This window comes from uncultured Olsenella sp. (assembly GCF_959602185.1).
In the GTDB taxonomy this organism is placed as follows: domain Bacteria; phylum Actinomycetota; class Coriobacteriia; order Coriobacteriales; family Atopobiaceae; genus Olsenella_I; species Olsenella_I phocaeensis.
In genome coordinates, this window is sequence record NZ_CAUGRZ010000015.1 from 1 (window position 1) to 22,334 (window position 22,334).

The following is a 22,334-nucleotide window of genomic DNA, read 5'->3' on the forward strand; positions in this document are numbered from 1 at the left end:
CGGGGGGCCGCCTCCCGTCCCGGGGAGTGGTAGCCACCAGAGATGATGAGGAGCCCAAAAAATGTGCCCCGGGCAGGTCTGATGGGACCAAGGCCGGGGCAGAGACTCGCGGCGGGCAGGCAAGGCGAGAGGGGCGAGCGCCACCTCCCCTGGTCCTAGGCCAGGAGGAAGTAAGCGATGACCGCCGCGCCCAGCGCGATGCGGTACCAGCCGAAGGGCCGGAAGTCGTGCCTTCGGATGTATCCCATGAGGAAGCGGATGACGGCGAGGGAGACCACGAACGCCACCACGCACCCCACGGCGAGGACCATGGCCTCGTTGGGCGCGAATCCGTTGCCCTTGAGGAAGAACTTGACGAGTCGGAGGGCGCTCGCGCCAAACATCACGGGGATGGCCAGGTAGAAGGTAAACTCCGCCGCGACCTTGCGGGAGCAGCCCAAGATCAGGCCGCCGATGATGGTGGAGCCGGAGCGAGACGTGCCTGGCACCATCGAGAGCACCTGGAACACGCCGATGCCAATCGCCGTGGGCCAGTCGAGGGAGTCTATGTCACGCACGCGGGCGCCCGCGTCGGCAAGGGCAGACGGCCCGTCCGTCTCCGGCCCCTCGGCACGCGCCGCGAGGTGGCGCGGACCCTCCGCGGTGCCAGCGCGGCGCGCAGCCAACATGACGGCCCCGGCCCCACCCGCGGCGGCAAGCGCGGCGGCACGTCTCTCTCGCCCGGACTCGATGACGATGAAGGCGATGCCATAGACGATGAGGGCACCGGCGATCACGAAGGGACCGCCCAGGTGCTCCTCCATCCAGTCGTTGAGGGGGATGCCGATGACCGCGGCGGGAAGGCAAGCGACGACGATCTTGGCCCACAGCGACCAGGTGGCCCTGCGTCGCGCGGCGTCCTTCTCGCGCGAGAAGGGGTTGAGCTCGCCGAAGTAGAGCACGCAGACAGCGAGAATGGCGCCCAGCTGGATCACGACCAGGAACATGTTCCAGAAGTCGACGGACACGTCGAGGCTCACGAACTGCTGGAGCAGCAGCATGTGTCCTGTGGACGAGACGGGAAGCCACTCCGTGACCCCCTCGACCAGACCGAAGAGCGCGGCCTTCAGAAACTCGACCAGATCCATGGGCCCTCCCCACGACGCGGTTCCCGGGACGGACCCCGAGCGTTCGGGCTAACTATGACAGCGCCGGCACATGCCGGGCGCCGGGACGGCCTCTCACCACGAGAAACGCGAACGGCCCCGACACCACGTGCATGCCGGGGCCGTTCATGTCTGCCGCGGTGGCCAGGGCTAGCGTACGGAGAAGAGCACGTCCCCGCGGCGCAGGCTGCCGGAGGCGAAGTCGCTGACCTGCCGTTCGTCGGCGTCCGTCACCGTGACCACGGTCTCGGTGCTCTTGCCCGCCTTCCGGATGGCATCGAGGTCGGCATCGAGCAGGGGCTGTCCCGCCCTCACGCGGTCGCCCACCCTGACGTGCGCCACGAAGGGCGCCGCATTGAGCTCGACGGTGTCGATGCCCACGTGGAGCATCACGTCAAGGCCCGAGTCGGACCTGATGCCGATGGCGTGCAGGGTGTCGAAGACCACCTCGACGCTACCGTCCACGGGCGAGCAGAGCCGTCCCTCGCTGGGCAGGAGCACCACGCCCCGACCCATCATCCCCTGGGCGAACACCGGGTCGGAGCAGCTCGAGAGCGGGAGCGCCTCGCCGGCCGCAGGGCTCAGGACGCACACCCCGCCTCTGCCCGAAAAAAGGTCGAAGAGCCCCATCCCTACTCCATCTCCAGAATCTCGCGCATCTGCGTGGCATAGAGCGACGCCTTGTTGCCATAGACGATCTGGACGCCACCGCTCACGTGGACTATGCCGTGGGCGCCCAGCTCCTTGGTGAAGTACTCGTCAGGCTCGACCGCGGAGGAGTCGACCAGCATGAGGCGGAGTCGGCTGAAGCAGGCGTCGGCGTTGCCGATGTTCTGGGGCCCGCCCACGGCCTCGACGATCCTCTCCACGAGCTCGGAGCTCGGCGCGCCGGCGCTGGCCACCTCCTTGACGTCCTGGCCGTCGTCCTCGCGGCCAGGGGTCTTGAGGTCCTGCTTGAGGATGAGGAAGCGGAACGAGAGGTAGTACACGGCGAAGTAGATGGGGCCGAGGACCAGGATCACCCACCAGTTGGAGCCCTTGGCGCTGCCCAGGATGCCGTTGAACACGAGCGAGAGGAACGGGCCTCCGAAGGCGGTCGACCCCGCCACGTTGAAGTTGAGCAGGTAGGTGAGGGCGTAGGCGAGGCCCGCCATGATGGCATGCACGACGAAGAGCACGGGGGCGACGAAGAGGAAGGCGTACTCGACGGGTTCGGTGATTCCCATGAAGACGCAGGGGATCAGCGAGGCCACCATGAGGGCGCCGACCTTGCGCCTGTTCTGGGGAAGCGCGGTGCGCCAGAAGGCGAGCGCGGCACCGGGCAGGCCGAACATGGCGAAGACGACCTTGCCGTTCATGACGAAGCGCGAGACCTCGATGTCAAAGCTCCTGTCGTTGGAGCTGACGATCGCGTTGTAGATGTTGACCGCACCGCTCACCGCGTTGCCGTCGATGGTCTGGCTGCCGCCCAGGTTGGTGAACATGAAGGGCAGGTACACGAAGTGGTGGAGGCCAAAGGGCAGCAGCAGCCTCTCGCAGGAGCCATAGACGAAGCTGCCCAGGGCACCCGCGCTACGGATGAAGGCGCTGAGGGCGCCGAGCGAGGCCTGGATGGGCGGGAACACGAAGGACATCACGATGCCCAGGAGGCTGCAGAAGGCGATGGTGGCGGCGGGGATGAAGCGCGTGCCGTTGAAGATCGAGAGCACGGGTGGGAGCTCGATCTTGTACCAGCGGTTGTGGACCCAGGCCACGAGCGCGCCCACGACGAGGCCGCCGATGACGCCGGTGTCGAGCGTGACGGTGCCCAGGATGGCCGCCTGGCCGGTCGCCAGATTCTTGGGGTCTATGGTCCCCAGCTTGGTGAGGAAGGTCCCCATGACGGCGTTCATCGTCATGTATCCGATGAAGCCGCAGAGGGCCGCGGTGGCCTTCTCGGACTTGGCGAAGCCGTAGGCCACGCAGATGGCGAAGAGCATGGGGATGTTGCCCATGACCACGTTGCCCGCCACTTTGCAGAGCGAGAAGAGCATGCCCGGCACCGCAGCGCCCAGCCAAGGCGCCACGTTGAGCAGGGACTTGCTGGTGAAGGCGCTGCCCAGGCCGACCAAGATGCCCGCGATGGGCAGGATCAGGACCGGCGTCATGAGCACCTTGCCGAGCCGCTGGAACTTGGCGAGTGCCTCTTCCTTGTTCATAGCCAACTGCCTTTCCTTGTGCGGGGGCGGCGCGCCCGGGCAGGGCCCCTGTCGCGCGCGTCGCCGCTCGCAGCTCCCCTGATGGTGCGGGACGCGACCCTGACGGCGCGCCCCGCCGTTGCCCAAGGCCCCCTAGTGGAGCTCGGGCCAGTAGCCCTCGTTGGCCTCGACGAGCTTGTCGAGGACCTTGCGGGCCTCCTTGCCGTCGTTGACGAGCCTGTTGAGGGTGAGCGCCTGAAGCGCCTTGCCGTAGGAGTGCTCGAGGTAGGCCTCGATGGCCAGGCGCTCGTAGGAGTACTGGTTCACCATGAGACCGTGGTAGAAGGTGTCGATCTTGCCCACCGCGTACGGCACGGGGCCGTTGACGCCCACGCTCGCGGCGATCTCGACCTGGGCGTCGTCAGGGAAGTCCTTGATGATGCCGTCGTTGCGCACCATGACGATGAAGGTCTTGCGGGTGTTGCGGTAGATCGCGGAGGAGACCTCGACGATCATGTCGCCGTGGGCGTCGTTCTGGACGACCGACGAGCCCTGGGCGGTGCCCACCTTCGCCACGCGGCGGCACTCCTCGAAGACGCGCTTCTCTCGCCCGTTTATGACCTCGTCGCTGCGGGTGTAGTTGGGGTCGAGGTGCGCGACCTTGTACTTGGGGTACAGGTAGTACTGCAGGTAGGTGTTGGGCAGGTACTCGGGGAAGTCGTCGAGCATGTCAGCCACCATGGCGTAGGTGTCGAGCCAGGACTGGTCGCGCTGCTCGGCGTCGACGGGCTTGAAGCCAAACTTCTTGGTGTGCTCCTTGATGTCGGGCACCAGGTCGTGGCCGGACTCGTCATAGAGGTGCGTGAACCAGCCGAAGTGGTTGAGGCCGAAGTAGGTGGGCTCCCAGTTGCTGGGGTCCTTGCCCAGGAGCCTGCCATAGGAGCGCAGCAGGTTGACGGGCTGGTCGCAGATGTTGAGGATGCGCCTCTCGTCCGGGAAGACGCGTGCCAGGCCGTAGGCGACGAGGGCCGCGGGGTTGGTGTAGTTGATAATCCACGCCTTGGGGCTGCGGGCACGCACGTCCTTCACGATCTGGATCATGTCGCTCATGGAGCGGATGCCGTAGGCCATGCCACCCGCGCCGACGGTCTCTTGGCCGATCAGGCCCATGGACAGGGGGATCTTCTCGTCCTTGGAGCGCATGTCGTAGCCGCCGGTGCGAATCTGGCAGAGGACGAAGTCGACGTCCTCGTAGGCGACGTCCTTGTCGGTGGTGTAGTCGAACTCGACGCCCGGAGCCTCCTCGCGGAAGAGGATCTTTCCGAAGTCGCCGATCACGGCCTGGCGCTCGGCATCGGTGTCGAACATGACAACGCGCCTGAGCGGGAAGATGTCCTGATGCTTGGTAAGGGACTTGAGGATGCCGGGGCACCAGGTGGAGCCGCCGCCGACGATGACGATGTTGAGCTTGTCCTTCATGAGGATCACTGGCCTCTCTGTGCTCAGTTGCGCCTTCTCTTCCAAGGGGCCGGGCCGTCGCCTCCCGGGATTTGGCGACCGTCCTTCCCGTCGGCAACGTTGTACAGGAGGCATCTGCCGGAAGCGCCCCTGACCACGACGTTTGGACGCGCGCCACGCATCTGGTATACGTACACAATCGTGTGTAGGAATACACGAGCGCGCTCGTCGACGGGAGACGACATGAGGTTCTACGACGCGGTGAGGGAGAACTCGCTCAAGCTCAATCGCATGGAGACCGACATCCTGCGCTACGTGGTCGCCTCCAAGGACCGCGTGCGGCAGCTCAGCGCCAAGGAGCTCGCGGGGCACTTCTACGTGGCGCCCAACGCGATCACCCGGCTTGCTCACAAGCTGGGCTTCTCCGGCTTCAACGAGATGAAGTCCTCATATCTCGTCTCGCTCGAGGAGCGCAACTTCACCATCGAGCGGACCAGCCTGGACGAGTCCATCGTCCGCACTCGCGAGCTCCTGAACGACCGCCTCGTGGAGGAGGTCGTCGATGCCATCGAGTCCGCCGACCAGGTCGTCTTCTTCGCCTCGGGCCTCTCGGTCCTGCCCTGCGAGGACCTCTGCAGCAAGCTCAAGATCCTGGGAAAGCATGCGGAGGTGCTCAGGGAGCGTCACGTCATGACCCACACCGCCAAGCTCCTGGGCAGCAACGACCTGCTCTTCGCCGTCAGCGTGAGCGGCGAGACCGGCGTCTCGATCGACTCGACGCTCATAGCCAAGGCGCGCGGCGTGAGGGTCGTGACGCTCACGGGCCTCTCGAAGAACCGCCTGGCTTCCCTGGCCGACCACGCCCTCTATGCGGTTGACCGCCAGATCACCTACGACGACATGGACCTCAACAGCCGCCTGGCCTTCTACTACGTGATGGAGGTCATCTTCGAGCGGCTCTTCGCGCGCGTGACCTCGCGAGGCGAGGGGCCCGCCTCGGACGAGGGCCGCACGGACCCCATGTCGGAGGGGCTGCTGTCCTAGGGGCGCGTCCCTCTCGCCTACAGAGGCCGGGACGCCGCCCACGCCACCAGAGGGGCCGACGGCAGCGTGGCCGCGGGTGCCATCCGCGCCCGCGGGTACACTCCAGGAAACGTGCCATTCGTCCTCTGGAGGTGTTCCCATGGCAAGCTACCAGGACCTGGGCTACGACAAGATCCTCGTCACCCTGGACGGAACCGAGCAGCAGGGGGAGGTGCTGCGACGGGCGATCATCGTCGCGGCAAACAACAACGCCGAGCTCTACATAGGCCACGTCATCGACGCCACGGCGCTCGAGGCGGCGGGGAGCTTCCCCACGGGGCTCGTGGCCACGCTGGAGGAGGACTTCCGCGCGTCCATCGCCGACCAGGTGGCCGAGGCCGAGGCGGAGGGCCAGATCAAGCGCGTCGAGGTCATCGTGCGCGCCGGACGCATCCGTGAGACCCTGAAGGAAGAGATGATCGACGTCATCCATCCCGACCTCATCATCTGCGGCGCACGCGGGCTCTCATCGATCAAGTACGCCCTCCTGGGCTCGATCTCGACCTTCCTCACCAGGAGCGCCAGCTGCGACACGCTGGTCATCAAGTAGGCCGGCAGGAGGCTCGGCCGGTCGCAAGGGTCCCGACGCGGAATCGTTCAGGACTCGCCCGAGTTGGCAGAAAGTCGCCGTCTCGGGCGAGTTCTGCATGCCATGCCACCGGCAGAGACGGACCGCCCCCCACCTCTTCCAGGAGAGAATCCCCTCCCCCCTACGCCGTGAGGAAGACCATGGCGATGATCATGGCGAAGCCGGCGAGCTCAGCCGGCCCGAACACCACCCCGAGCCAGAGCACCGAGCTCAGCGTGGCAACCACGGGTTCGACCGTGCCCAGCATCGAGCCGCGAACGGAGCCCACCTCCTTCATTCCCTGCAGGTAGAGGGCATAGGCGCCAAAGGTCCCCAGCACCACCGAGGCGGCGACCATGAGCCAGCCCATGCCGTCGAGGGAGGGCATGTGCTCCCAGGGTCGGTACGCCAGCGAGAGGGCCACGCCAGACACGAGGAATGCGATGCCGTTCACGGCGAAGTTCCCCCAGCGGCGGATGAGCTCGAGCGGCTGGATGTCCAGGATCGTCGCGGCGACGGCACAGGCGAGGCCCCAGGCGAGGCCCTCCGGCGGCAGCGAGAGCGTGGCTGGGTTGCCCCCCGTGGCGACCAGATAGGTGCCCCCGAAGGCAAGCACCACTCCCGCGAGTTCCCTCCTGCGAGGCCTCCTGCGCCCGTGCACGCACACCACCAGCATGACGATGACGACGTTCAGGCTCTGGAGCACCGTCGCGGTGGCGGAGTTCGTCCAGTCGATGGCCTCGAGGTAGGCGACCTGCGAGAGCAGGATGGAGCCGAAGGCCACGCCCACCACGCCGCGCAGTGAGCGACGGTCGCGCAGGAGCCCTCCCAGGCGCCCGGGCGAGCCCAGGACCGCCATGGCCAGGAAGAGCCAGCAGGCGGTGAGCTCCCTCACGCAGACCATCCAGAGCGGGTCCACGGCGTAGCTGCCCATGAGGAGCTTCGAGAGCGTGCCGTTGAGCCCCCAGAGCGTGCCGCCCGCCAGGGTGAGGAGCGTCCCTCTGACCTTGCGCCTCGCGTCCTCGTCGGCAGCGCCGGCACGGCTGCGAACGCCCGCCCCCACGGCACCGACGGATGCCCGTGCGGCACCGGATGCGAGGCCCTCTCGCCCGCAGGCGCCGTCCGCGGCGGCTCCCCCGTCGACGGCCGTCACGCTCCCCTTTGCCTCTTTCCCCACCGCAGACCTCCGTCGCACGCCACGTGGCGCGCAGAATCGTCCCAAGCTTTTGCCTGCTGAGCTTACAACGCGGCGGGCGGGGTAAGTTAAGCACATCGGAAGCCTATGCGGTCCACAGACGCCCGCGGCCGAGACCGCGGCAACGAGGGAGAGAAGATGCCAGCAAGCAAGAGCGGAGTTCCCTTCACCACGCCCGACCCCAGCCTCGCGCCCGGCACGCGGCACGCCGGGTTCACCGTCCGTTCGGTCGAGCCCCTGGAGGAGCTGGGGGGCACCGCCTACGTCATGCGCCACGACGCGAGCGGCGCGCGCCTGATGTGGCTCGCCGTCCCGGACGACAACAAGTCCTTCTCCATCGCCTTCAAGACCCCGCCCAAGGACGACACGGGCGTCTTCCACATCCTCGAGCACTCCGTGCTCTGCGGCAGCGACCGCTACCCCGTCAAGGAGCCCTTCGTCAACCTGATCAAGAGCTCCATGCAGACCTTCCTCAACGCCATCACCTTCCCCGACAAGACCATGTACCCGGTGGCCTCCACCAACGTGGCCGACCTCGAGAACCTCATGGGCGTCTACCTCGACGCCGTCCTGCACCCCTCCATCTGGAGGCGCAAGCGTATCTTCGAGCAGGAGGGCTGGCACCTCGAGCCTACGGAGGACGGCGGCCTCGCCTACAACGGCGTCGTCTACAACGAGATGAGGGGCGCCACCTCGGACCCCGACGACGTCCTCTTCCAGGCCCTCGACCGCCAGCTCTTCCCCACCAACGCCTACCGCTTCGACTCCGGCGGCGACCCCTCCTCCATCCCCGACCTGAGCTACGAGGGGTTCCTGGACTCCCACGCCCGCCACTACGCCCTGCCCAACAGCTACACCGTGCTCTACGGCGACCTGGACATCGAGCGCGAGCTGGCCTTCATCGCCGAGCGCTTCGACGGCGCCGAGGACCGCCACGCCGGCGCCCCCAACCCGCTCGAGCCGCAGGAGCCCGTGCGCCCCGCCCTGGCCAAGGTGCGCATGGCCACCGCCCCCGGCAACGCCGCCGTAGGCCTCTCGTACGTCATCGGCACGGCAGGCCAGCGCGAGCGCGTGCTCGCGGCGGACGTCCTGCTCGACGCCCTCTGTGGCTCCAACGAGGCCCCGCTCAAGCGCGCGGTGCTCCAGAGCGGGCTCGCGGACGAGTTCCAGGGCATCCTGGTGGACGGAGAGCTCCAGCCTCAGGTCGCCTTCCACGCCAAGGGGACCAGGCCCGACTCCGGACCGGCGCTCCGCGAGCTCGTGGAGGGGACCTGCGCCCGGCTTGTGCGGGACGGCATCGGCAGGGAGCGCCTCGAGGCGTCACTCGCCCAGGCGGAGTTCAACCTGCGCGAGGGCGACTGGGGCTACTACGCCGACGGAGTGGCCCTCTCCATGCAGGCGATGTCGAGCTGGCTCTACGACGACGAGCGCCCGGTGGACTACCTGCGCTTCCAGGACTGCATAGACTCCATGCGAGAGGGGCTCTCCGACGGCTACTTCGAGCGTCTCCTGGACGAGCTGGTCTGCCACAGCGCGCACAACGCCGAGGTGGAGCTCGTGCCCGTGGAGGACGGTGCCGCGGCCGACGAGACGGCACGGCTTGCGGAGCTGCGCGCGGGCATGGATGACGAGGCCTATGCCGCAGTCGCGTCCGAGCTCGAGGCCCTGAGGCGCGAGCAGGAGGCGCCAGACGACCCGGCCGACGTGGCGCGCCTCCCGCGCCTGGGCGTCGCGGACATCGCCGAGGCCCCCGCCGAGCCACGCGAGGAGCGCGTCGAGGCGCCTCTCCCCTGCGTCTGGCACGACATCCCCACACATCGGATCGACTACGTCTACCACTACTTCGACCTGCGCCGCCTGACGGCGGACGAACTTCCCTACGCGAGCGTCCTGGCCGAGCTCCTGGGGCGCCTGGGCACCCGCGAGCACAGTGCCGCCGAGCTCGACACGCTGGTGGAGGGCAGGCTGGGCAGCCTGGACTTCTTCTGCGACTCCTACGCGTGGCAGGGCAGCCTCGACGAGGCCAGGCCCTACCTGGTCGTGGGAGTGAGCTCGCTCTCGGAGCGCGTCGCCGACGCCGCGACCATCCCCGCCGAGGTGTGGGGCTCCACCCTCTTCGACGACCAGGAGCGCATCCTGGCCATCCTCCAGCAGAGGCGCATCGCGCTCTCCCAGTACTTCCAGAACAACGGGCACGCCGCCGCGATGGCGCGCCTCTCCACCCACTACTCGCGCTCCGCCACGGCGGCTGACGCGCTGGGCGGCGTGGGCCTCTACCTCTTCCTGAGGGAGCTCCTCGCCAGCTGGGACGAGCGCAAGAACGAGCTCTGCGCGCGGCTCGCAGACGTCGCGCGGCGCGTCTTCAGCTCCGACGAGGTGCTGGTGAGCTTCACCGGACCTCGCGCGGACCTGGACGCGTTCTGGGCGGCGGGCGGCAGCCTGGGTCTCTCCCCCGCAGGGGACGCGGCGGCGCACAGGCTCGAGCTCCCCGCGCCCAAGGCCCAGGACGAGGCCTTCCTCATCGCCTCCAACGTGAGCTACGTGGGAGAGGGGGCCGCCCCCTCGGCTGCCGACGCCTTCGGCCCCGGCAACTGGGCCGTCGCCTCGCGCGCGCTGAGCTTCGACTACCTCTGGAACGAGGTGCGCGTGAAGGGTGGCGCCTACGGCGTCGGCTTCCGCCGCACCACCAGCGGGCTCCCGCAGTTCTGGTCCTACCGCGACCCCGTCGTCACCCCCAGCATCGCCCGCTACGAGGGCAGCGCCGACTGGCTGCGCTCCTGGGACGCCAGCCAGGCCGAGCTCGAGGGCTACGTCGTGTCCTGCGTCGCCGCGCACGACAACCCGGTGAAGCCCCGCCAGCTCGTCCGCAGGCAGGACGGCCTGGACCTCTCGGGCCGCCCCGAGGGCTGGCGCGCGGAGCTGCGCGGGCAGATCCTGGGAACCACGCAGGAGACCCTGCGTTCCATGGCAACGTGCCTGGATGGGCTTGAGGAGAGGCGCAGCCTCTGCGTCTTTGGCCCCCAGGAGCAGGTCAAAGGCTCGGGCCTCACATTTGACCAGGTCATCGACCTAAGGGACGCGGCGGTGGAGAACGAGGCCGCAGAAGGCTAGGAGCGGGCCACCAAGCAAGGCGCAGGCGGGGACGGCCACGCGAGCGGTCGCCCCCGCCCCTTTGGCTACGCGCCGGCGGCGGTGGTCACCCCTAGGCCAAGAGCTCCTCCACGGAGAGCTTGGGCACGTGGTTGACTCGTTCCTCGTCATGCCAATAGGCAAGTCCGCCGACCCCATCGGCATCCTCGAGGCGCACCTCCTCGGCAGGCCAGCCCACCGCGACGAGCAGCAGGCACGCCAGGCCCCTCTCTCCCAGGCCCAGGACCTGGTCGAGCTCGGGACCATAGCTCTTTATCATGCAGGCTCCCAGGCCGCGGGCGCTCGCGGCGAGCGCGATCGCCTCGGCGGCTATGCCTGCGTCGACGTTGCGGATGGGGAGCTCCGCCATCTCTGACGGCGCACAGACGGCGAGGTATGCCGTGGGCCTCTCGCCCGGCTCGGGACCGTCCCAGTCCTTGATGGCGGCCGCCCAACGATGGGTCGCAAAGGTCGCCGCGACCTCCTCCGGCTCGAACACCAGGCGGAAGCGCAGCATCTGGGAGTTGTTTGCGGTGGGAGCCAGCCGCGCCGCGGCAACCAGCCCCAGGAGCCCCTCCCTGCCCACGGGCCTCGACCCGTCGAACCTCCGGATGCTCCTCGCCTGCCTCAGCAGCCCCTCGAACTCGTCCGCTCGCATCTCTTCCCCTCTCGCCTTGGCCCTGCCGCGAGCATACTCGTGGGAGTGGGCCGCACCCGCGGGCGCGGCAAGACGAAACAAGGGAGAGACGCATGACACGCTACACCCTGGACGAGCTCTGCCGCCTCGTGGACCACACCAACCTCCACGCAGACGCCCGCGAAGCGGACATCCTGCGCCTCTGCGACGAGGCGAGGAGGTACCACTTCGCCATGGTCGCCGTGAACCCCGTGCAGTCCGCCCTCTGCGCATCAGCCCTCGCGGGCACCGACGTGCGGGTAGGAGCGGCGATCGGGTTCCCCCTGGGCCAGGTCTCCGTCGCGGCGAAGGTCTTCGAGACCAAGGACGCCCTGGCCTCCGGGGCGAGCGAGATAGACTACGTGGTCAACCTCACCCAGGTCAAAGAGGGCAGGTGGGACTACGTCGCCGACGAGATGCGGCAGATGGTCACCACCTGCCACAAGGCGGGCGTCCTCTGCAAGGTCATCTTCGAGAACTGCTACCTGGGCCTGGAGGAGAAACTCGCACTCTGCCAAATCGCGCGAGAGGTGGGGCCCGACTTCGTGAAGACCTCGACCGGCTTCGGCAGCGGCGGCGCCACCGTGGAGGACGTGCGACTGATGGTGGCCAACGTGGGCGAGAGGGTCAAGGTCAAGGCAGCGGGTGGCATCCGCGACGCCGGCTCCTTCCTCGCGCTGGTGGCAGCCGGTGCCCGCAGGATCGGCTGCTCGGCGGGGATCCCCATCATGGAGGAGCTGCACCGCCGGCTCGATGCCAGCGGCGCAGCGTGTCTCGAGCTATAGGCCTTGGACCAGGACGTCGGCGGTCTGGCCGCCGTCCCCCAGCCCAGGCGGGAGCAGGGTCGTGCCCTTACGCCTCGGTCACGAGTCCCAGCCTGAAGCAGGCATTGTAGATGCCGCCCTCGTCCACGTCGTCGGTGACATAGTCGGCCTGCTCACGAACGTCGTCGTTGGCGTTGCCCATGGCGATCGAGGTGCCCACCACGCCAAACATCTCGAGGTCGTTGCCGCCGTCGCCGAAGCAGATCGCCTCGTCGGGAGCGATGCCGTACTCGTCGAGCAGGCGGCGCACCGCGCGCGCCTTGCCGCCGTGGCGGGGGAAGGCGTCCACGAAGTGCGGCGACCAGCGGGTGAGGCGCATGTTGCTGGTGGCGTTGGTCACCACGTCGGTCTGGCCGGGTGCCAGGAAGATGTTGAGCTGGAAGATCTCATTGTGGAGGGCCTGCTCGATGTCCCCCTCCTCGAAGCTGAGCCCGGCGGCCTCCTCCACGGCGCGCACCTTGTCATCGTGCCCGCTCACGTAGCAGCGGCCGCGCTCCATGAAGAGGCATTCGTAGAGGCCGTCCCTGACCTGTTGCACCACCGTCGCGACGTCGGCGGGGTCCAAGGCCTCGGCATGCAGGACGTCATCGCGAGTGACGATCATCTGGCCGTTGAGGAGGATGAAGGCCTCCAGGTTGTCGATGGGGATCTCGTCCACCTGGTAGGGGGGACGGCCCGTGGCGAGGAAGCACTTCACGCCGGCCTTCCGGAGCTCCGAGAGGGCGATCTGCGCGGAGTCGGGAACCTGGTGGGTCTTGAACGAGAGCAGGGTGCCGTCTGCGTCGAAGAAGGCGGCCTTGACCCTGCCGGGTGTGTTCCAAAGTGGCATCTTGCGTTGCTCCTAGCGTCTTTGGCCGACCGGTCATGTATGTTAGTCAGCCAAAAAATTGTAGGGGGCAAGCCACGAACGGCCCAGACCGCTCGGCGAACGACACGATATGAGCAATTTTCCGCACTTTTATGCACACATGACGGAGAGGGGCACCAAAGCGCGCCGCCAGCCCCTCTCCCCTGCCTAGAGCCCCGAGGAGGCGATGGCCCCGACCGCCCGGCGTATGCGCTCGGGGGGCATGACCAGCGCGAAGCGCACGTAGCCCTCCCCCGCCGGGCCGAAGCTCGCGCCCGGGCAGACGATGACGCCGGAGCGCTCCATGAGCTCCAGGGTGAAGGCCACGGAGTCGCCGCGGCCGTGGGGCAGGTGCGCCCAGACGAACATCGTGCCGTGCGCGTTGGGACGCTCCCAGCCTATGGCCTCGAGACCGTCGCAGAGCGCGTCCCTGCGCTGCTGGTAAAGCAGGCGCTGTTCCTCCACCTGGTCGCGAGGTCCCCTGAGGGCGGCGATCGCCGCGTCCTGCTCGGGGAAGAACATGCCGAAGTCAACCTGGCTGCGGAGCTTGCGCGCCGCCGCCACGACGTCGGGCCGTCCCACCAGGAAGCTCAGGCGCGCCCCGGTGACGTTGAAGGACTTCGAGAGCGAGAGGAACTCCACGCCCACGTCGAGCGCGCCCTCGTACTGCAGGAAGCAGCCGCCCGCCGGGCCGTCGAAGACGATGTCGGAGTAGGCGTTGTCATGGATCACGACGATGTCATGGGCGCGGGCGAAGTCGATGACCTCGCGGTAGACCTCGGGCGTGCCCACCGAGCCGACGGGGTTGGCGGGGAGCGAGACCACCATGTACTTGGCACGGTCGGCGACCTCGTCGGGGATGTCCGCCACGTGGGGCAGGAAGTCGTGCTCGGCCGTGAGCGGGTAGTACCAGGGCTCGGCCCCGGCCAGGAGCGTGCCCGCCTGGAAGACGGGGTAGCAGGGGTCGGGAATGAGCGCCAGGTCGCCAGGGTCGGCGAGCGCGGCGCAGACGTGGCCCATGCCCTCCTGGGTACCGCGACAGCTCATCACCATGTCGGGCTCGATGCCCGCCACGCCGAAGCGGTCGCGGTAGTAGTCGCAGACGGCCCGCGTCAGCTCGGGCTTGTCGTGCAGGCTGTACTTCCAGCTGCCCGGGTCCTGGGCGCTCCTCACGAGGGCGTCGACCACGTGCTGGGGCGGCCTGAAGTCGGGCGTCCCCACGGAGAGGTCGAAGACCTCCCGGCCCTCCGCCTCAAGGGCGCGACGACGCGCGTTGAGCGTGGCGAAGACCTCGCTGCCAAACAGGTCGAGCCTCTTAGAGAACTGCATGCGCCTCTCCCCTCGCATTGCCGTCACGATGCCGGAGACGTCCCGGCGCCAGCATTCTTGCACGCGAACTTTGCCGACGTGTGACGGAGGGCGCCCGAACAATGCGCGGATGTGCGCAAATGCACGACGCGCAATCCGCTTGGGCCCCAGGATGCACGGTACGCAATCCGTTTGGGCCCCAGCCGTGTTGGCACCCCGCCCCTCTCCCCCAAGGATGGCGCTTCCGCCCGCCGTCGGCGAGCGGTGGGGAGCGTACACAAACTCATCAGACGCCCCTCTCGCCTTAGCTAAATGTTTTTATCAGAACCAATTGCGGGAGCTGGGGCTCGGCAGTTATCAACAGACTTATCGACCAACTATCAACAATATCTAGTGGCAAAGTAAACCAAATGCCCCAAGTTGTTGTGGTAGTCTTGTCCTCGCACCCAACAACTCGGCGGTGTGCCCAACCAGCTGCGAACCAGCGATGACGAAGGCGGAAGCAATGAAGATCATCAAGCGCAACGGCTCCGAGGTCCAGTTCGACCTCAGCAAGATCGAGAACGCCATCAAGGCAGCCAATGCGGAGGTGCCCGCCAACGAGCGCCTCACCGACCGCGAGGTGCGCTTCGCCTCCCTCAACGTCGAGGACGCCTGCCGCCAGGCCGGGCACACCGTGACCGTCGAGGAGGTCCAGGACCTCGTCGAGGACCAGCTCATGGCGCTCGACAGGTTCTCCGTGGCCCGCAAGTACATCATCTACCGCTACGTGCAGAACCAGAAGCGCCACAAGAACACGACGGACGACAAGATCCTCTCGCTCATCGAGAGCAACAATGAGGAGGTCAAGCAGGAGAACTCCAACAAGAACCCCTCCGTCGTCAGCGTCCAGCGCGACTACATGGCCGGCGAGGTGTCGAAGGACCTCGCCATGCGCGAGCTGCTCCCCCGCGAGGTCGTGGACGCCCACAACGAGGGCATCATCCACTTCCACGACGCGGACTACTACGCACAGCACATGCACAACTGCGACCTCGTAAACCTCGAGGACATGCTCCAGAACGGCACCGTGATCAGCGGCACCATGATCGAGAAGCCACACAGCTTCTCGACCGCCTGCAACATCGCCACGCAGATCATCGCCCAGGTGGCCTCCTGCCAGTACGGCGGCCAGTCCATCTCGCTCGCTCACCTCGCGCCCTTCGTGGACGTGAGCCGCAAGAAGATTCGCCGCCAGGTCTTCGCCGAGATGGAGGCCATCGGCGCCCACCCCACGCCCGAGCAGATCGACCAGCTGGTCGAGAGGCGCCTGCGCGAGGAGGTCGCGCGCGGCGTCCAGACCATCCAGTACCAGGTCGTGACCCTCATGACCACCAACGGCCAGGCGCCCTTCATCACCGTCTTCATGTACCTCAACGAGGCCAAGGACGAGCAGGAGAAGCACGACCTCGCGCTTTGCATCGAGGAGATGCTGCGCCAGCGCTACCAGGGCGTGCGCAACGAGGCCGGCGTGTGGATCACCCCTGCCTTCCCTAAGCTCATCTACGTGCTCGAGGAGGACAACGTCCGCGAGGGCAGCGAGTACTTCTACCTCACCAAGCTGGCCGCCAAGTGCACCGCCAAGCGCATGGTGCCCGACTACATCTCCGAGAAGAAGATGCGCGAGTACAAGCTCAGCAGGGGAGAGACCGAGGGCAACGGCGACTGCTACACCTGCATGGGCTGCCGCAGCTTCCTGACCCCCGACCGCACGGGCAACGGCTACGACAACGTCGCCCGCGCCAAGAACTGGGAGCCCGGCAAACCCAAGTACTACGGCCGCTTCAACCAGGGCGTCGTGACCATCAACCTGCCCGACGTGGCTCTCTCGGCCCAGGGCGACGAGGGACGCTTCTGGCAGATCTTCGACGAGAGGCTCGAGCTCTGCCACACCGCGCTGCGCTGCCGCCACGACCGCCTCGCCGGCACGCTCTCTGACGCCGCGCCCATCCTCTGGCAGTATGGCGCGCTGGCCCGCCTGGACAAGGGCGAGAGCATCGACAAGCTGCTCTACGGCGGCTATTCCACCATCAGCCTGGGCTACGCGGGCCTCTACGAATGCGTCAAGGCCATGACCGGCCACAGCCACACCGACCCCGAGGGCACCGACTTCGGCCTGGCCGTCATGCAGAGGATGAACGACAAGTGCGCCGAGTGGAAGGCAGCCGAGGACATCGATTACTCCCTCTATGGCACGCCTCTGGAGTCCACCACCTACAAGTTCGCGAAGTGCCTGCAGAAGCGCTTCGGCATGGTGAAGGGCATCACGGACCACGGCTACATCACGAACTCCTACCACGTGAACGTGCGCGAGGACATCGACGCCTTCACCAAGCTGCAGTTCGAGAGCCAGTTCCAGCGCCTCTCGCCCGGCGGTGCCATCAGCTACGTCGAGGTGCCCAACATGCAGGACAACCTCGAGGCCGTCATCCGCGTGATGCAGTTCATCTACGACAACATCATGTACGCGGAGCTCAACACCAAGAGCGACTACTGCCAGGTCTGCGGCTACGACGGAGAGATCCAGATCGTCGAGGACGACGGCAAGCTGGTGTGGGAGTGCCCCCACTGCCACAACCGCGACCAGTCCAAGATGAACGTGGCCCGTCGCACCTGCGGCTACATCGGCACCCAGTTCTGGAACCAGGGCCGCACGGAAGAGATCAAGGACCGCGTGCTGCACCTGTAGGCAGCCGGGGCGGACGTTTTAGTCCGCATGACATCTCGCGCTCGCAACTCGCGCCGTGCCTGGAGGCTTCCAGGCACGGCGCGAGTTTCTTCACTGTGGGCTTCGCAAGTTAGACGCCCTTTGCAGCGCAGAGACAAGATGCTTTCTTTTGGTATCTAAAATAGTACTGTGTATGGTATCTATTCCAAGGAAAGGAGCGAGGGCATGACAACCATCTATTCCTCCGCCGCCCTCAAGACCCGACAGCGAGAGGTCAAGGATGCCGCGCTTCATGACGTGGTCCACATCACGGAGAACGGCAACGGAGCGTTCGTGCTCATGAGCGAGGAGATCTTCGAGCGGCGGCTGCAGGAGGCGGCGGAAGGAGCCGCATACGAGGAGAGGCTTCGTGCATGCCTGAGGAACGGGAGGGCAGACATAGAAGAAGGCCGCTACGTGGAAGGCATGGAGGCATTCTCTGATGCCCTCGACAAGAGGCTCGCACGGCATGGCTAGGCTTCTGTTCGCGGAACAGTTCATTGATGACGCAGAGACCATCTACACGCCAAGGCTCGCAAGCCGCCTGGAGCGAATCCTGCGGATGGTCGAGTCGTTCCCGCTGAGCGGCAGCAGCGACCTTCCTGATTCCATCCGCCGCGTCCATGGAGACGGGACCAGAAAGTGCTCTCTCCCACCCTTCGACCTGATCTACGAATACGACGAGAAGGACGATGCCGTAACGCTCATGGGCATCATCCCCCAACGCCGCATGTGGTGACGAGGACCCTGCGCAAGGGCACATCACAAGTACAAATGGGTGTAAGTCGACGTGGATTGACGGCGACCCACAGGGCCGATCAACACGCACCCGGCAAGGCCGGACCAACAAGACGGGAGGGGGAGCAGGGGCCAAGGGGCTCCCACCCCACCTCCCGGTCCATCCGGCACCTCGGCGCCTACAGCACGGTGGTCGCCTCGTCCTCGGAAGGGCACTGCCTGGAATCATCCGTGTCCGCGTCCATGCTGGCAGCGACACCCGCATCCAGCGGTAGCGTGAGCTCCACCTTGAAGAGGTCCGCGTCCACGTCCAGAGAAAGGCTGCCACCCTGGAGTTCCATCAGGCTCTGCGCGATGGAGAGCCCCAGGCCCGAACCCTCGGTCGTACGCGACGAGTCACCGCGCACGAAGCGCTCCAGCAGCTCCTCGGCGCTCACGTCGAGCGGGGCGGCGGACACGTTCTTGAGGCTCATGCGCGCGACGCCCTCCCCTGGGGCGAGGCTGACGTAGACGCGCGTCCCCGGCTGTCCGTACTTCGCCACGTTGCCCAGCAGGTTGTCCAGCACGCGCCCCATCAGGCGCCCGTCCGCCCTCACCGCAAGGGGCAGCTCGGGCAGCCTGTCCACGAGCTCCAGCCCCGCGCCCTCGATCCTCTCGCCCCACTCGCCAAGCGCCTGCGAGAGGAGCACGCCCGCGTCCATGGAGACTGGATCGACCTGAACGTTGCCCGTCTGGGCCTTGGAGGCCTCGATGAGGTCCTCGATGAGCTTCTTGAGCCGTGCGGACTGCCTGCCCAACACGTCGGCGCACTCGGCCAGCTTCTGCTCGTCGCGCTCACCAGGCTCGAGGGCGAGCTCGGACGCGAGCAGGTCCGCGTAGTTGATCACCGAGGTCAGGGGCGTCTTGAGGTCGTGGCTCACGTTGGTGATGAGCTCGGTGCGCATGCGCTCGGCACGAGTCTTGACCTGCTCGGCCTCGAGGGCCTCTCGCAGCGCCCGCGCGCGCTCCTCCGCAGCCGCTGATGCGGCACCGGCCACCTGGTTGAGCCGCTCGGACATCTCGACCAGGCCCCCCCTCATCTGGCCCACGTCCACCTGGGCCTCGAAGTCACCCTGCGCCAGGCGAGAGACGACCTCCCCCAGCTCTGCCAGGCGCGCCTGGCGCTCACCGAGCATCACGAACGCGAGCGAGAGCGCGACGAGGTAGGCAAAGATCACCAGGGGCGTCAGCCCCGAGGCCAGGCCGAGGACGAGCCCCAGCACGATGCCACAGAAGGCGAGCGCCCAGCGCCAGAGGTGGAGCCATGCCACGCGGATGTCGTCCTCCATGTGCCAGCGACGCCGCGAGACAAGCAAACCCGCCACGAGCGCCGCATCGAATATGACCAGCAAGACGAGCTCCCCGTTCATCGTGAAGCCGGATCCGTTGAGCGTCAGGTAGACGTAGTGCAGAAGCGGCATGAGAAGGACGAGCGAGAGTGACCCCACCACGCACGCCGACCAAACCCAAATCGCGCCTGCGTTCTCGTTCGCCGACTCGATGCCGTTGCGTCTCATCTCTGGCCTCCCATCATGTAGCCGCGTCCCCAGACCACCCTGAGGTAGCGTGGGTTGGCGGGGTCGATCTCGATCTTCTCCCTGAGGTGGCGCACGTGGACCGCCACCGTGCCCTCGCTGCCGCAGGCCGGCTCGCCCCACACCGCCTCGTAGATCTGCGCCGGGCTGTACACGTGCCCCTGGCGGGCCATGAGGAAGCGGCAGATGTCGTACTCCTTGGGCGTCAGCGCCGCGGGCTCGCCGTCCACGGTGACGCGCTTGCCCGCGTCGTCCAGCTCGATGCCGCCCAGGACGAGGGTGTCGGGGCCTGCCGGGCCGTCCGCCATGCCGGAGCTGCCGCCCAGCCTCGTGTAGCGCCTGAGGGCGCTCCGCACTCGGGCGAGCAGCTCGGCGGGAACGAAGGGCTTGGTCACGTAGTCGTCCGCCCCCAGGTCGAGGCCCAGGACCTTGTCCGCGTCCTCTCCCTTGGCGGTGAGCATGATCACGGGAGCGTTAGTGAGGCGGCGGATCTGCACCAGGGCCTCGGAGCCGTCCATGACCGGCATCATCACGTCCAGGAGGACGAGGTCGATGGGCTCCCCCGCCTCGATGCCCGCCCTCACCGCCGCCACGGCCTGCCTGCCGTCGTAGGCAGCGTGGAGCTCGTAGCCGGGATCGTTCAGGTAGATCCTGAGAGCGCCGACGATGTCGTGGTCGTCGTCCACCAGGAGGATGCGCTGCATGTCGTTCCTTCCTCGTACGTCGCTGGCGGTGGGGCCCTCCTGCGGTCGGAGCCCTTCCGTCCGGCGGGAGCCCCTGTGCCCCGCAACCTTTATACGCGAGCGGGGCGTTAAGGGGCTAGGACGCAAACGCAGAAGACTTTATTAAGGCTGGCGGGGAGGCGAGAGGGGCGCGGGCACGCGACCCTCGTCCAGCGGGAGCTCCGTCACGTCGAGTCCCAGGAGGCTCCCTCCCTCGGGTATGAGGCTCCACTCGCTGCCGTTCCCGTCCGACGCGAAGCCGTGCGCCGTGGCAAACTCCGCCGCCTCGCGCGGCGAGAAGGAAGGGTCTCCCGTCAGGTAGACGTACGCCATCGACAGGCAGGTGGGACCGTAGCCAGAGAGGGCGAGGTACTGGCCGGCATACCATTGGTAGCCCCAGCGCTCGTCCCACTGGAGCAGCAGCGGCACCTCCCGCGACCCCACCAAGGACTAGAGGTCGACCGGCTGCACGAGCTCGTGCTTCGCCGCGTAGTCAAGGACGAAGCGGCGCGCCTCGGGGTTGCGGTCGTAGAGCTCGACGAGCTCTACCGGGGTCCCTTCGGGCGGTCGCGCCAGGGAGCAGCCCCCCTCCTGCCAGGCAAGCCAGAACGCCGCCAGGGCAAGGAGAGCCAACGGGACCAAGGCGGCAAGGAGCGCACGTGCGACGAGCCGCTCCACAAGCGCGGGGTCTCCCAGCACGAGGTCCCTGAGCATGGGCCGCCACGTCCTGCGCGCGGGGCGCCTCCGCAGGTCGCACCACGCCCCGCGCCCGAAGCCCTGCCGGTACCGGCGCCACATCCCGCACGTGGAGCCCCTGTGTGCCAGCTGCCAATCGCCGCCCCGAGCTTCGCGCACGACAGTGCCCCCTGCCCTCGCGTACATCCAGACCTCCCCCACCCGCAGGCCAACGTTCCAACTACCTGCGTTTATACGGGTAGGGCAGCTTAAGGAGCCAGGGTCCAAGCGCGAAAGACTTTCTTAAGGCAGGCAAGGCGAGAGCTGCGCGGAATCCCGTGCCGAACGTCCCGCAACACGCGTGGCGCATGAGCCAACCCGCGGCATCCGGAGCCTCCGACATGGGAGTCCCACGGCTCGCGTGGTGCGCAAAGCAGCCGTAGCCTGCGCGCCTCTCGCCCGTGACCTGCGCATTCTCCGAATCTCGCGCAAACCATGCGCGGCCTGCCCCTTCTCCGAATCCCGCGCAAACCATGCGCGGCCTGCGCACACGAGCAGTGCTGCCAGGCCAGCCCCAGCCGTGCAGCGCCTATACTGGGTGCACCGCGACCGAGGGAGCCCCATGAACTACGCGACCATCAAGTACTTCGACATCGCCAACGGCACGGGCGTGCGCACCACGCTCTTCGTCTCGGGCTGCCGCCTTCACTGCCCCCACTGCTTCAACGAGGAGGCCTGGGACTTCAACGCAGGCAAGCCCTTCGACCGCGCGACGGAGGACAAGATCATCGCCAGCCTCGAGCCCGACTTCGTGGACGGGCTCTCCATCCTGGGCGGCGAGCCCACCGAGCCCGAGAACCAAGCCAGCCTCGTCGACTTCCTCGAGCGCGTGCGCCGCGAGCGCCCTGACAAGGGCGTCTGGATGTACAGCGGCCACAGCTGGGAGCAGCTGCGTCCTGGCGGATCCCAGCACACGGAGCACACCGACCGCATCCTCGCCTGCCTCGACGTGCTGGTGGATGGCCCCTTCGTCCAGGACCTATACGACATCACCCTGCGCTTCCGCGGGTCGTCCAACCAGCGAATCATCGACGTCCCCGCCTCGCTCGCCGCAGGCGAGGTCGTACTGTGGCAGGACGACCCCGTCTTCGCAACGCACACCATGGAGTAGCGCATGAGAATCTCTGACCTCGGCAGGCCCACCTTCCTCAACACCCTGACTAGCCTGGACCCGCGCGAGCCGCTGACCTGGCTCATCGTCCTCCTGGCCCTGGCAGCCGCCGCCGCGGTCATCGCCTTCTTGGCCCTGCCGCAGCTCGATGACCAGCAGCGCCTGGTGCTCGCGGTCGCGCTCTTTGCCATCATCTGGGCCGAGACCTACCTCATGCAGCGCTACCAGCGCCGCAGCTAGACGCGCCGGTGCCTCGCCGTGCCCAGTGCGAGGGCGAGGGTATCCGCTACGCAGGCGG

21 protein-coding genes are annotated in these 22,334 nt (G+C 67.3%); 9 read left to right on the plus strand and 12 right to left on the minus strand.

Translation table 11 applies throughout. The annotated features are described in order from the left end of the window. Positions 1 to 155: 155 nt before the first annotated feature. The 4 genes from Q5923_RS09165 to Q5923_RS09180 all read right to left on the minus strand — a co-directional run bounded on the left by Q5923_RS09165 (position 156) and on the right by Q5923_RS09180 (position 4,801). Positions 156 to 1,127, minus strand: coding sequence for an undecaprenyl-diphosphate phosphatase (locus Q5923_RS09165; RefSeq protein WP_303133601.1), 972 nt, complete (start codon positions 1,125 to 1,127; stop codon positions 156 to 158). Between the two features lie 168 nt (positions 1,128 to 1,295). Then, complete coding sequence (locus Q5923_RS09170) at positions 1,296 to 1,775, minus strand: PTS glucose transporter subunit IIA (RefSeq protein WP_009278717.1); 480 nt, start codon at positions 1,773 to 1,775, stop codon at positions 1,296 to 1,298. 2 nt (positions 1,776 to 1,777) lie between these two features. Continuing rightward, positions 1,778 to 3,343, minus strand: coding sequence for a PTS transporter subunit EIIC (locus Q5923_RS09175; protein ID WP_303133602.1), 1,566 nt, complete (start codon positions 3,341 to 3,343; stop codon positions 1,778 to 1,780). A 132-nt stretch (positions 3,344 to 3,475) separates the two neighbouring features. After that, positions 3,476 to 4,801, minus strand: a complete 1,326-nt coding sequence (locus Q5923_RS09180; RefSeq protein WP_303133631.1) for a 6-phospho-alpha-glucosidase — start codon at positions 4,799 to 4,801, stop codon at positions 3,476 to 3,478. Between the two features lie 222 nt (positions 4,802 to 5,023). Between Q5923_RS09180 and Q5923_RS09185 the strand changes: the two genes are divergently transcribed. After that, positions 5,024 to 5,824 carry a MurR/RpiR family transcriptional regulator gene (locus Q5923_RS09185; RefSeq protein WP_072500117.1) on the plus strand — a complete coding sequence of 267 codons (801 nt, stop codon included), beginning with the start codon at positions 5,024 to 5,026 and terminating at the stop codon, positions 5,822 to 5,824. Positions 5,825 to 5,963: 139 nt separating this feature from the next. Beyond that, positions 5,964 to 6,413 (plus strand): universal stress protein, encoded by a 450-nt coding sequence (locus tag Q5923_RS09190; RefSeq protein WP_062530582.1) that lies wholly within the window; start codon positions 5,964 to 5,966, stop codon positions 6,411 to 6,413. A gap of 160 nt (positions 6,414 to 6,573) precedes the next feature. Here the strand turns inward: Q5923_RS09190 and Q5923_RS09195 are convergent, their stop codons facing one another. Then, positions 6,574 to 7,608, minus strand: coding sequence for a DMT family transporter (locus Q5923_RS09195; protein ID WP_303133605.1), 1,035 nt, complete (start codon positions 7,606 to 7,608; stop codon positions 6,574 to 6,576). Between the two features lie 156 nt (positions 7,609 to 7,764). Between Q5923_RS09195 and Q5923_RS09200 the strand changes: the two genes are divergently transcribed. Beyond that, entirely contained in the window at positions 7,765 to 10,737 is a 2,973-nt protein-coding gene (locus tag Q5923_RS09200; RefSeq protein WP_303133606.1) for an insulinase family protein, read from the plus strand. 91 nt (positions 10,738 to 10,828) lie between these two features. Here the strand turns inward: Q5923_RS09200 and Q5923_RS09205 are convergent, their stop codons facing one another. Beyond that, positions 10,829 to 11,413, minus strand: a complete 585-nt coding sequence (locus tag Q5923_RS09205) for a nitroreductase family protein (RefSeq protein WP_303133608.1) — start codon at positions 11,411 to 11,413, stop codon at positions 10,829 to 10,831. 92 nt (positions 11,414 to 11,505) lie between these two features. On the opposite strand from Q5923_RS09205, the gene deoC reads away from it, so the two are divergent. Then, positions 11,506 to 12,216 (plus strand): deoxyribose-phosphate aldolase, encoded by a 711-nt coding sequence (gene deoC, locus Q5923_RS09210; protein ID WP_303133610.1) that lies wholly within the window; start codon positions 11,506 to 11,508, stop codon positions 12,214 to 12,216. A 67-nt stretch (positions 12,217 to 12,283) separates the two neighbouring features. Here the strand turns inward: deoC and Q5923_RS09215 are convergent, their stop codons facing one another. Together Q5923_RS09215 and Q5923_RS09220 are read right to left on the minus strand one after the other, a co-directional pair. Next, complete coding sequence (locus Q5923_RS09215; protein ID WP_009278706.1) at positions 12,284 to 13,084, minus strand: Cof-type HAD-IIB family hydrolase; 801 nt, start codon at positions 13,082 to 13,084, stop codon at positions 12,284 to 12,286. Between the two features lie 186 nt (positions 13,085 to 13,270). Continuing rightward, positions 13,271 to 14,431, minus strand: coding sequence for a pyridoxal phosphate-dependent aminotransferase (locus Q5923_RS09220; RefSeq protein WP_303133612.1), 1,161 nt, complete (start codon positions 14,429 to 14,431; stop codon positions 13,271 to 13,273). Positions 14,432 to 14,915: 484 nt separating this feature from the next. On the opposite strand from Q5923_RS09220, the gene nrdD reads away from it, so the two are divergent. The 3 genes from nrdD (at position 14,916) to Q5923_RS09235 (ending at position 17,895) form a co-directional block, all read left to right on the plus strand. Then, entirely contained in the window at positions 14,916 to 17,138 is a 2,223-nt protein-coding gene (nrdD, locus tag Q5923_RS09225) for an anaerobic ribonucleoside-triphosphate reductase (protein ID WP_303133614.1), read from the plus strand. A gap of 204 nt (positions 17,139 to 17,342) precedes the next feature. Continuing rightward, entirely contained in the window at positions 17,343 to 17,633 is a 291-nt protein-coding gene (locus Q5923_RS09230; protein ID WP_009278703.1) for a hypothetical protein, read from the plus strand. After that, on the plus strand, positions 17,626 to 17,895 hold the full coding sequence (locus Q5923_RS09235; protein ID WP_303133616.1) for a type II toxin-antitoxin system RelE/ParE family toxin: 270 nt from the start codon (positions 17,626 to 17,628) through the stop codon (positions 17,893 to 17,895). The genes Q5923_RS09230 and Q5923_RS09235 overlap by 8 nt, the downstream gene beginning before the upstream one ends. A gap of 178 nt (positions 17,896 to 18,073) precedes the next feature. On the opposite strand, the gene Q5923_RS09240 is transcribed toward Q5923_RS09235, so the two are convergent. The 4 genes from Q5923_RS09240 to Q5923_RS09255 all read right to left on the minus strand — a co-directional run bounded on the left by Q5923_RS09240 (position 18,074) and on the right by Q5923_RS09255 (position 20,904). Further along, the gene (locus tag Q5923_RS09240) at positions 18,074 to 19,450 is read right to left on the minus strand and encodes a sensor histidine kinase KdpD (RefSeq protein ID WP_303133618.1); all 1,377 of its coding nucleotides are present in this window, start codon (positions 19,448 to 19,450) and stop codon (positions 18,074 to 18,076) included. Further along, positions 19,447 to 20,172, minus strand: a complete 726-nt coding sequence (locus tag Q5923_RS09245; protein ID WP_009278700.1) for a response regulator transcription factor — start codon at positions 20,170 to 20,172, stop codon at positions 19,447 to 19,449. The genes Q5923_RS09240 and Q5923_RS09245 overlap by 4 nt, the downstream gene beginning before the upstream one ends. A 141-nt stretch (positions 20,173 to 20,313) precedes the next feature. Further along, the gene (locus tag Q5923_RS09250; RefSeq protein WP_303133620.1) at positions 20,314 to 20,619 is read right to left on the minus strand and encodes a hypothetical protein; all 306 of its coding nucleotides are present in this window, start codon (positions 20,617 to 20,619) and stop codon (positions 20,314 to 20,316) included. Positions 20,620 to 20,640: 21 nt separating this feature from the next. Beyond that, a complete protein-coding gene (locus Q5923_RS09255) occupies positions 20,641 to 20,904 on the minus strand; it encodes a hypothetical protein (protein WP_303133622.1) in 264 nt (87 codons plus the stop codon). Positions 20,905 to 21,487: 583 nt separating this feature from the next. Between Q5923_RS09255 and nrdG the strand changes: the two genes are divergently transcribed. Together nrdG and Q5923_RS09265 are read left to right on the plus strand one after the other, a co-directional pair. Next, complete coding sequence (gene nrdG, locus Q5923_RS09260) at positions 21,488 to 22,036, plus strand: anaerobic ribonucleoside-triphosphate reductase activating protein (protein WP_009278697.1); 549 nt, start codon at positions 21,488 to 21,490, stop codon at positions 22,034 to 22,036. Between the two features lie 3 nt (positions 22,037 to 22,039). After that, positions 22,040 to 22,276 (plus strand): hypothetical protein, encoded by a 237-nt coding sequence (locus tag Q5923_RS09265; protein WP_303133624.1) that lies wholly within the window; start codon positions 22,040 to 22,042, stop codon positions 22,274 to 22,276. The last annotated feature ends 58 nt before the right edge of the window (positions 22,277 to 22,334 follow it).

Coding starts and splice junctions, on each gene's coding strand:
- Q5923_RS09165 (WP_303133601.1), bottom strand. CDS start 1,127: ATGGATCTGGTCGAGTTTCTGAAGGCCGCGCTCTTCGGTCTGGTCGAG.
- Q5923_RS09170 (WP_009278717.1), bottom strand. CDS start 1,775: ATGGGGCTCTTCGACCTTTTTTCGGGCAGAGGCGGGGTGTGCGTCCTG.
- Q5923_RS09175 (WP_303133602.1), bottom strand. CDS start 3,343: ATGAACAAGGAAGAGGCACTCGCCAAGTTCCAGCGGCTCGGCAAGGTG.
- Q5923_RS09180 (WP_303133631.1), bottom strand. CDS start 4,801: ATGAAGGACAAGCTCAACATCGTCATCGTCGGCGGCGGCTCCACCTGG.
- Q5923_RS09185 (WP_072500117.1), top strand. CDS start 5,024: ATGAGGTTCTACGACGCGGTGAGGGAGAACTCGCTCAAGCTCAATCGC.
- Q5923_RS09190 (WP_062530582.1), top strand. CDS start 5,964: ATGGCAAGCTACCAGGACCTGGGCTACGACAAGATCCTCGTCACCCTG.
- Q5923_RS09200 (WP_303133606.1), top strand. CDS start 7,765: ATGCCAGCAAGCAAGAGCGGAGTTCCCTTCACCACGCCCGACCCCAGC.
- Q5923_RS09205 (WP_303133608.1), bottom strand. CDS start 11,413: ATGCGAGCGGACGAGTTCGAGGGGCTGCTGAGGCAGGCGAGGAGCATC.
- deoC (WP_303133610.1), top strand. CDS start 11,506: ATGACACGCTACACCCTGGACGAGCTCTGCCGCCTCGTGGACCACACC.
- Q5923_RS09215 (WP_009278706.1), bottom strand. CDS start 13,084: ATGCCACTTTGGAACACACCCGGCAGGGTCAAGGCCGCCTTCTTCGAC.
- Q5923_RS09220 (WP_303133612.1), bottom strand. CDS start 14,431: ATGCAGTTCTCTAAGAGGCTCGACCTGTTTGGCAGCGAGGTCTTCGCC.
- nrdD (WP_303133614.1), top strand. CDS start 14,916: ATGAAGATCATCAAGCGCAACGGCTCCGAGGTCCAGTTCGACCTCAGC.
- Q5923_RS09230 (WP_009278703.1), top strand. CDS start 17,343: ATGACAACCATCTATTCCTCCGCCGCCCTCAAGACCCGACAGCGAGAG.
- Q5923_RS09235 (WP_303133616.1), top strand. CDS start 17,626: ATGGCTAGGCTTCTGTTCGCGGAACAGTTCATTGATGACGCAGAGACC.
- Q5923_RS09240 (WP_303133618.1), bottom strand. CDS start 19,450: ATGAGACGCAACGGCATCGAGTCGGCGAACGAGAACGCAGGCGCGATT.
- Q5923_RS09245 (WP_009278700.1), bottom strand. CDS start 20,172: ATGCAGCGCATCCTCCTGGTGGACGACGACCACGACATCGTCGGCGCT.
- Q5923_RS09255 (WP_303133622.1), bottom strand. CDS start 20,904: ATGCTCAGGGACCTCGTGCTGGGAGACCCCGCGCTTGTGGAGCGGCTC.
- nrdG (WP_009278697.1), top strand. CDS start 21,488: ATGAACTACGCGACCATCAAGTACTTCGACATCGCCAACGGCACGGGC.
- Q5923_RS09265 (WP_303133624.1), top strand. CDS start 22,040: ATGAGAATCTCTGACCTCGGCAGGCCCACCTTCCTCAACACCCTGACT.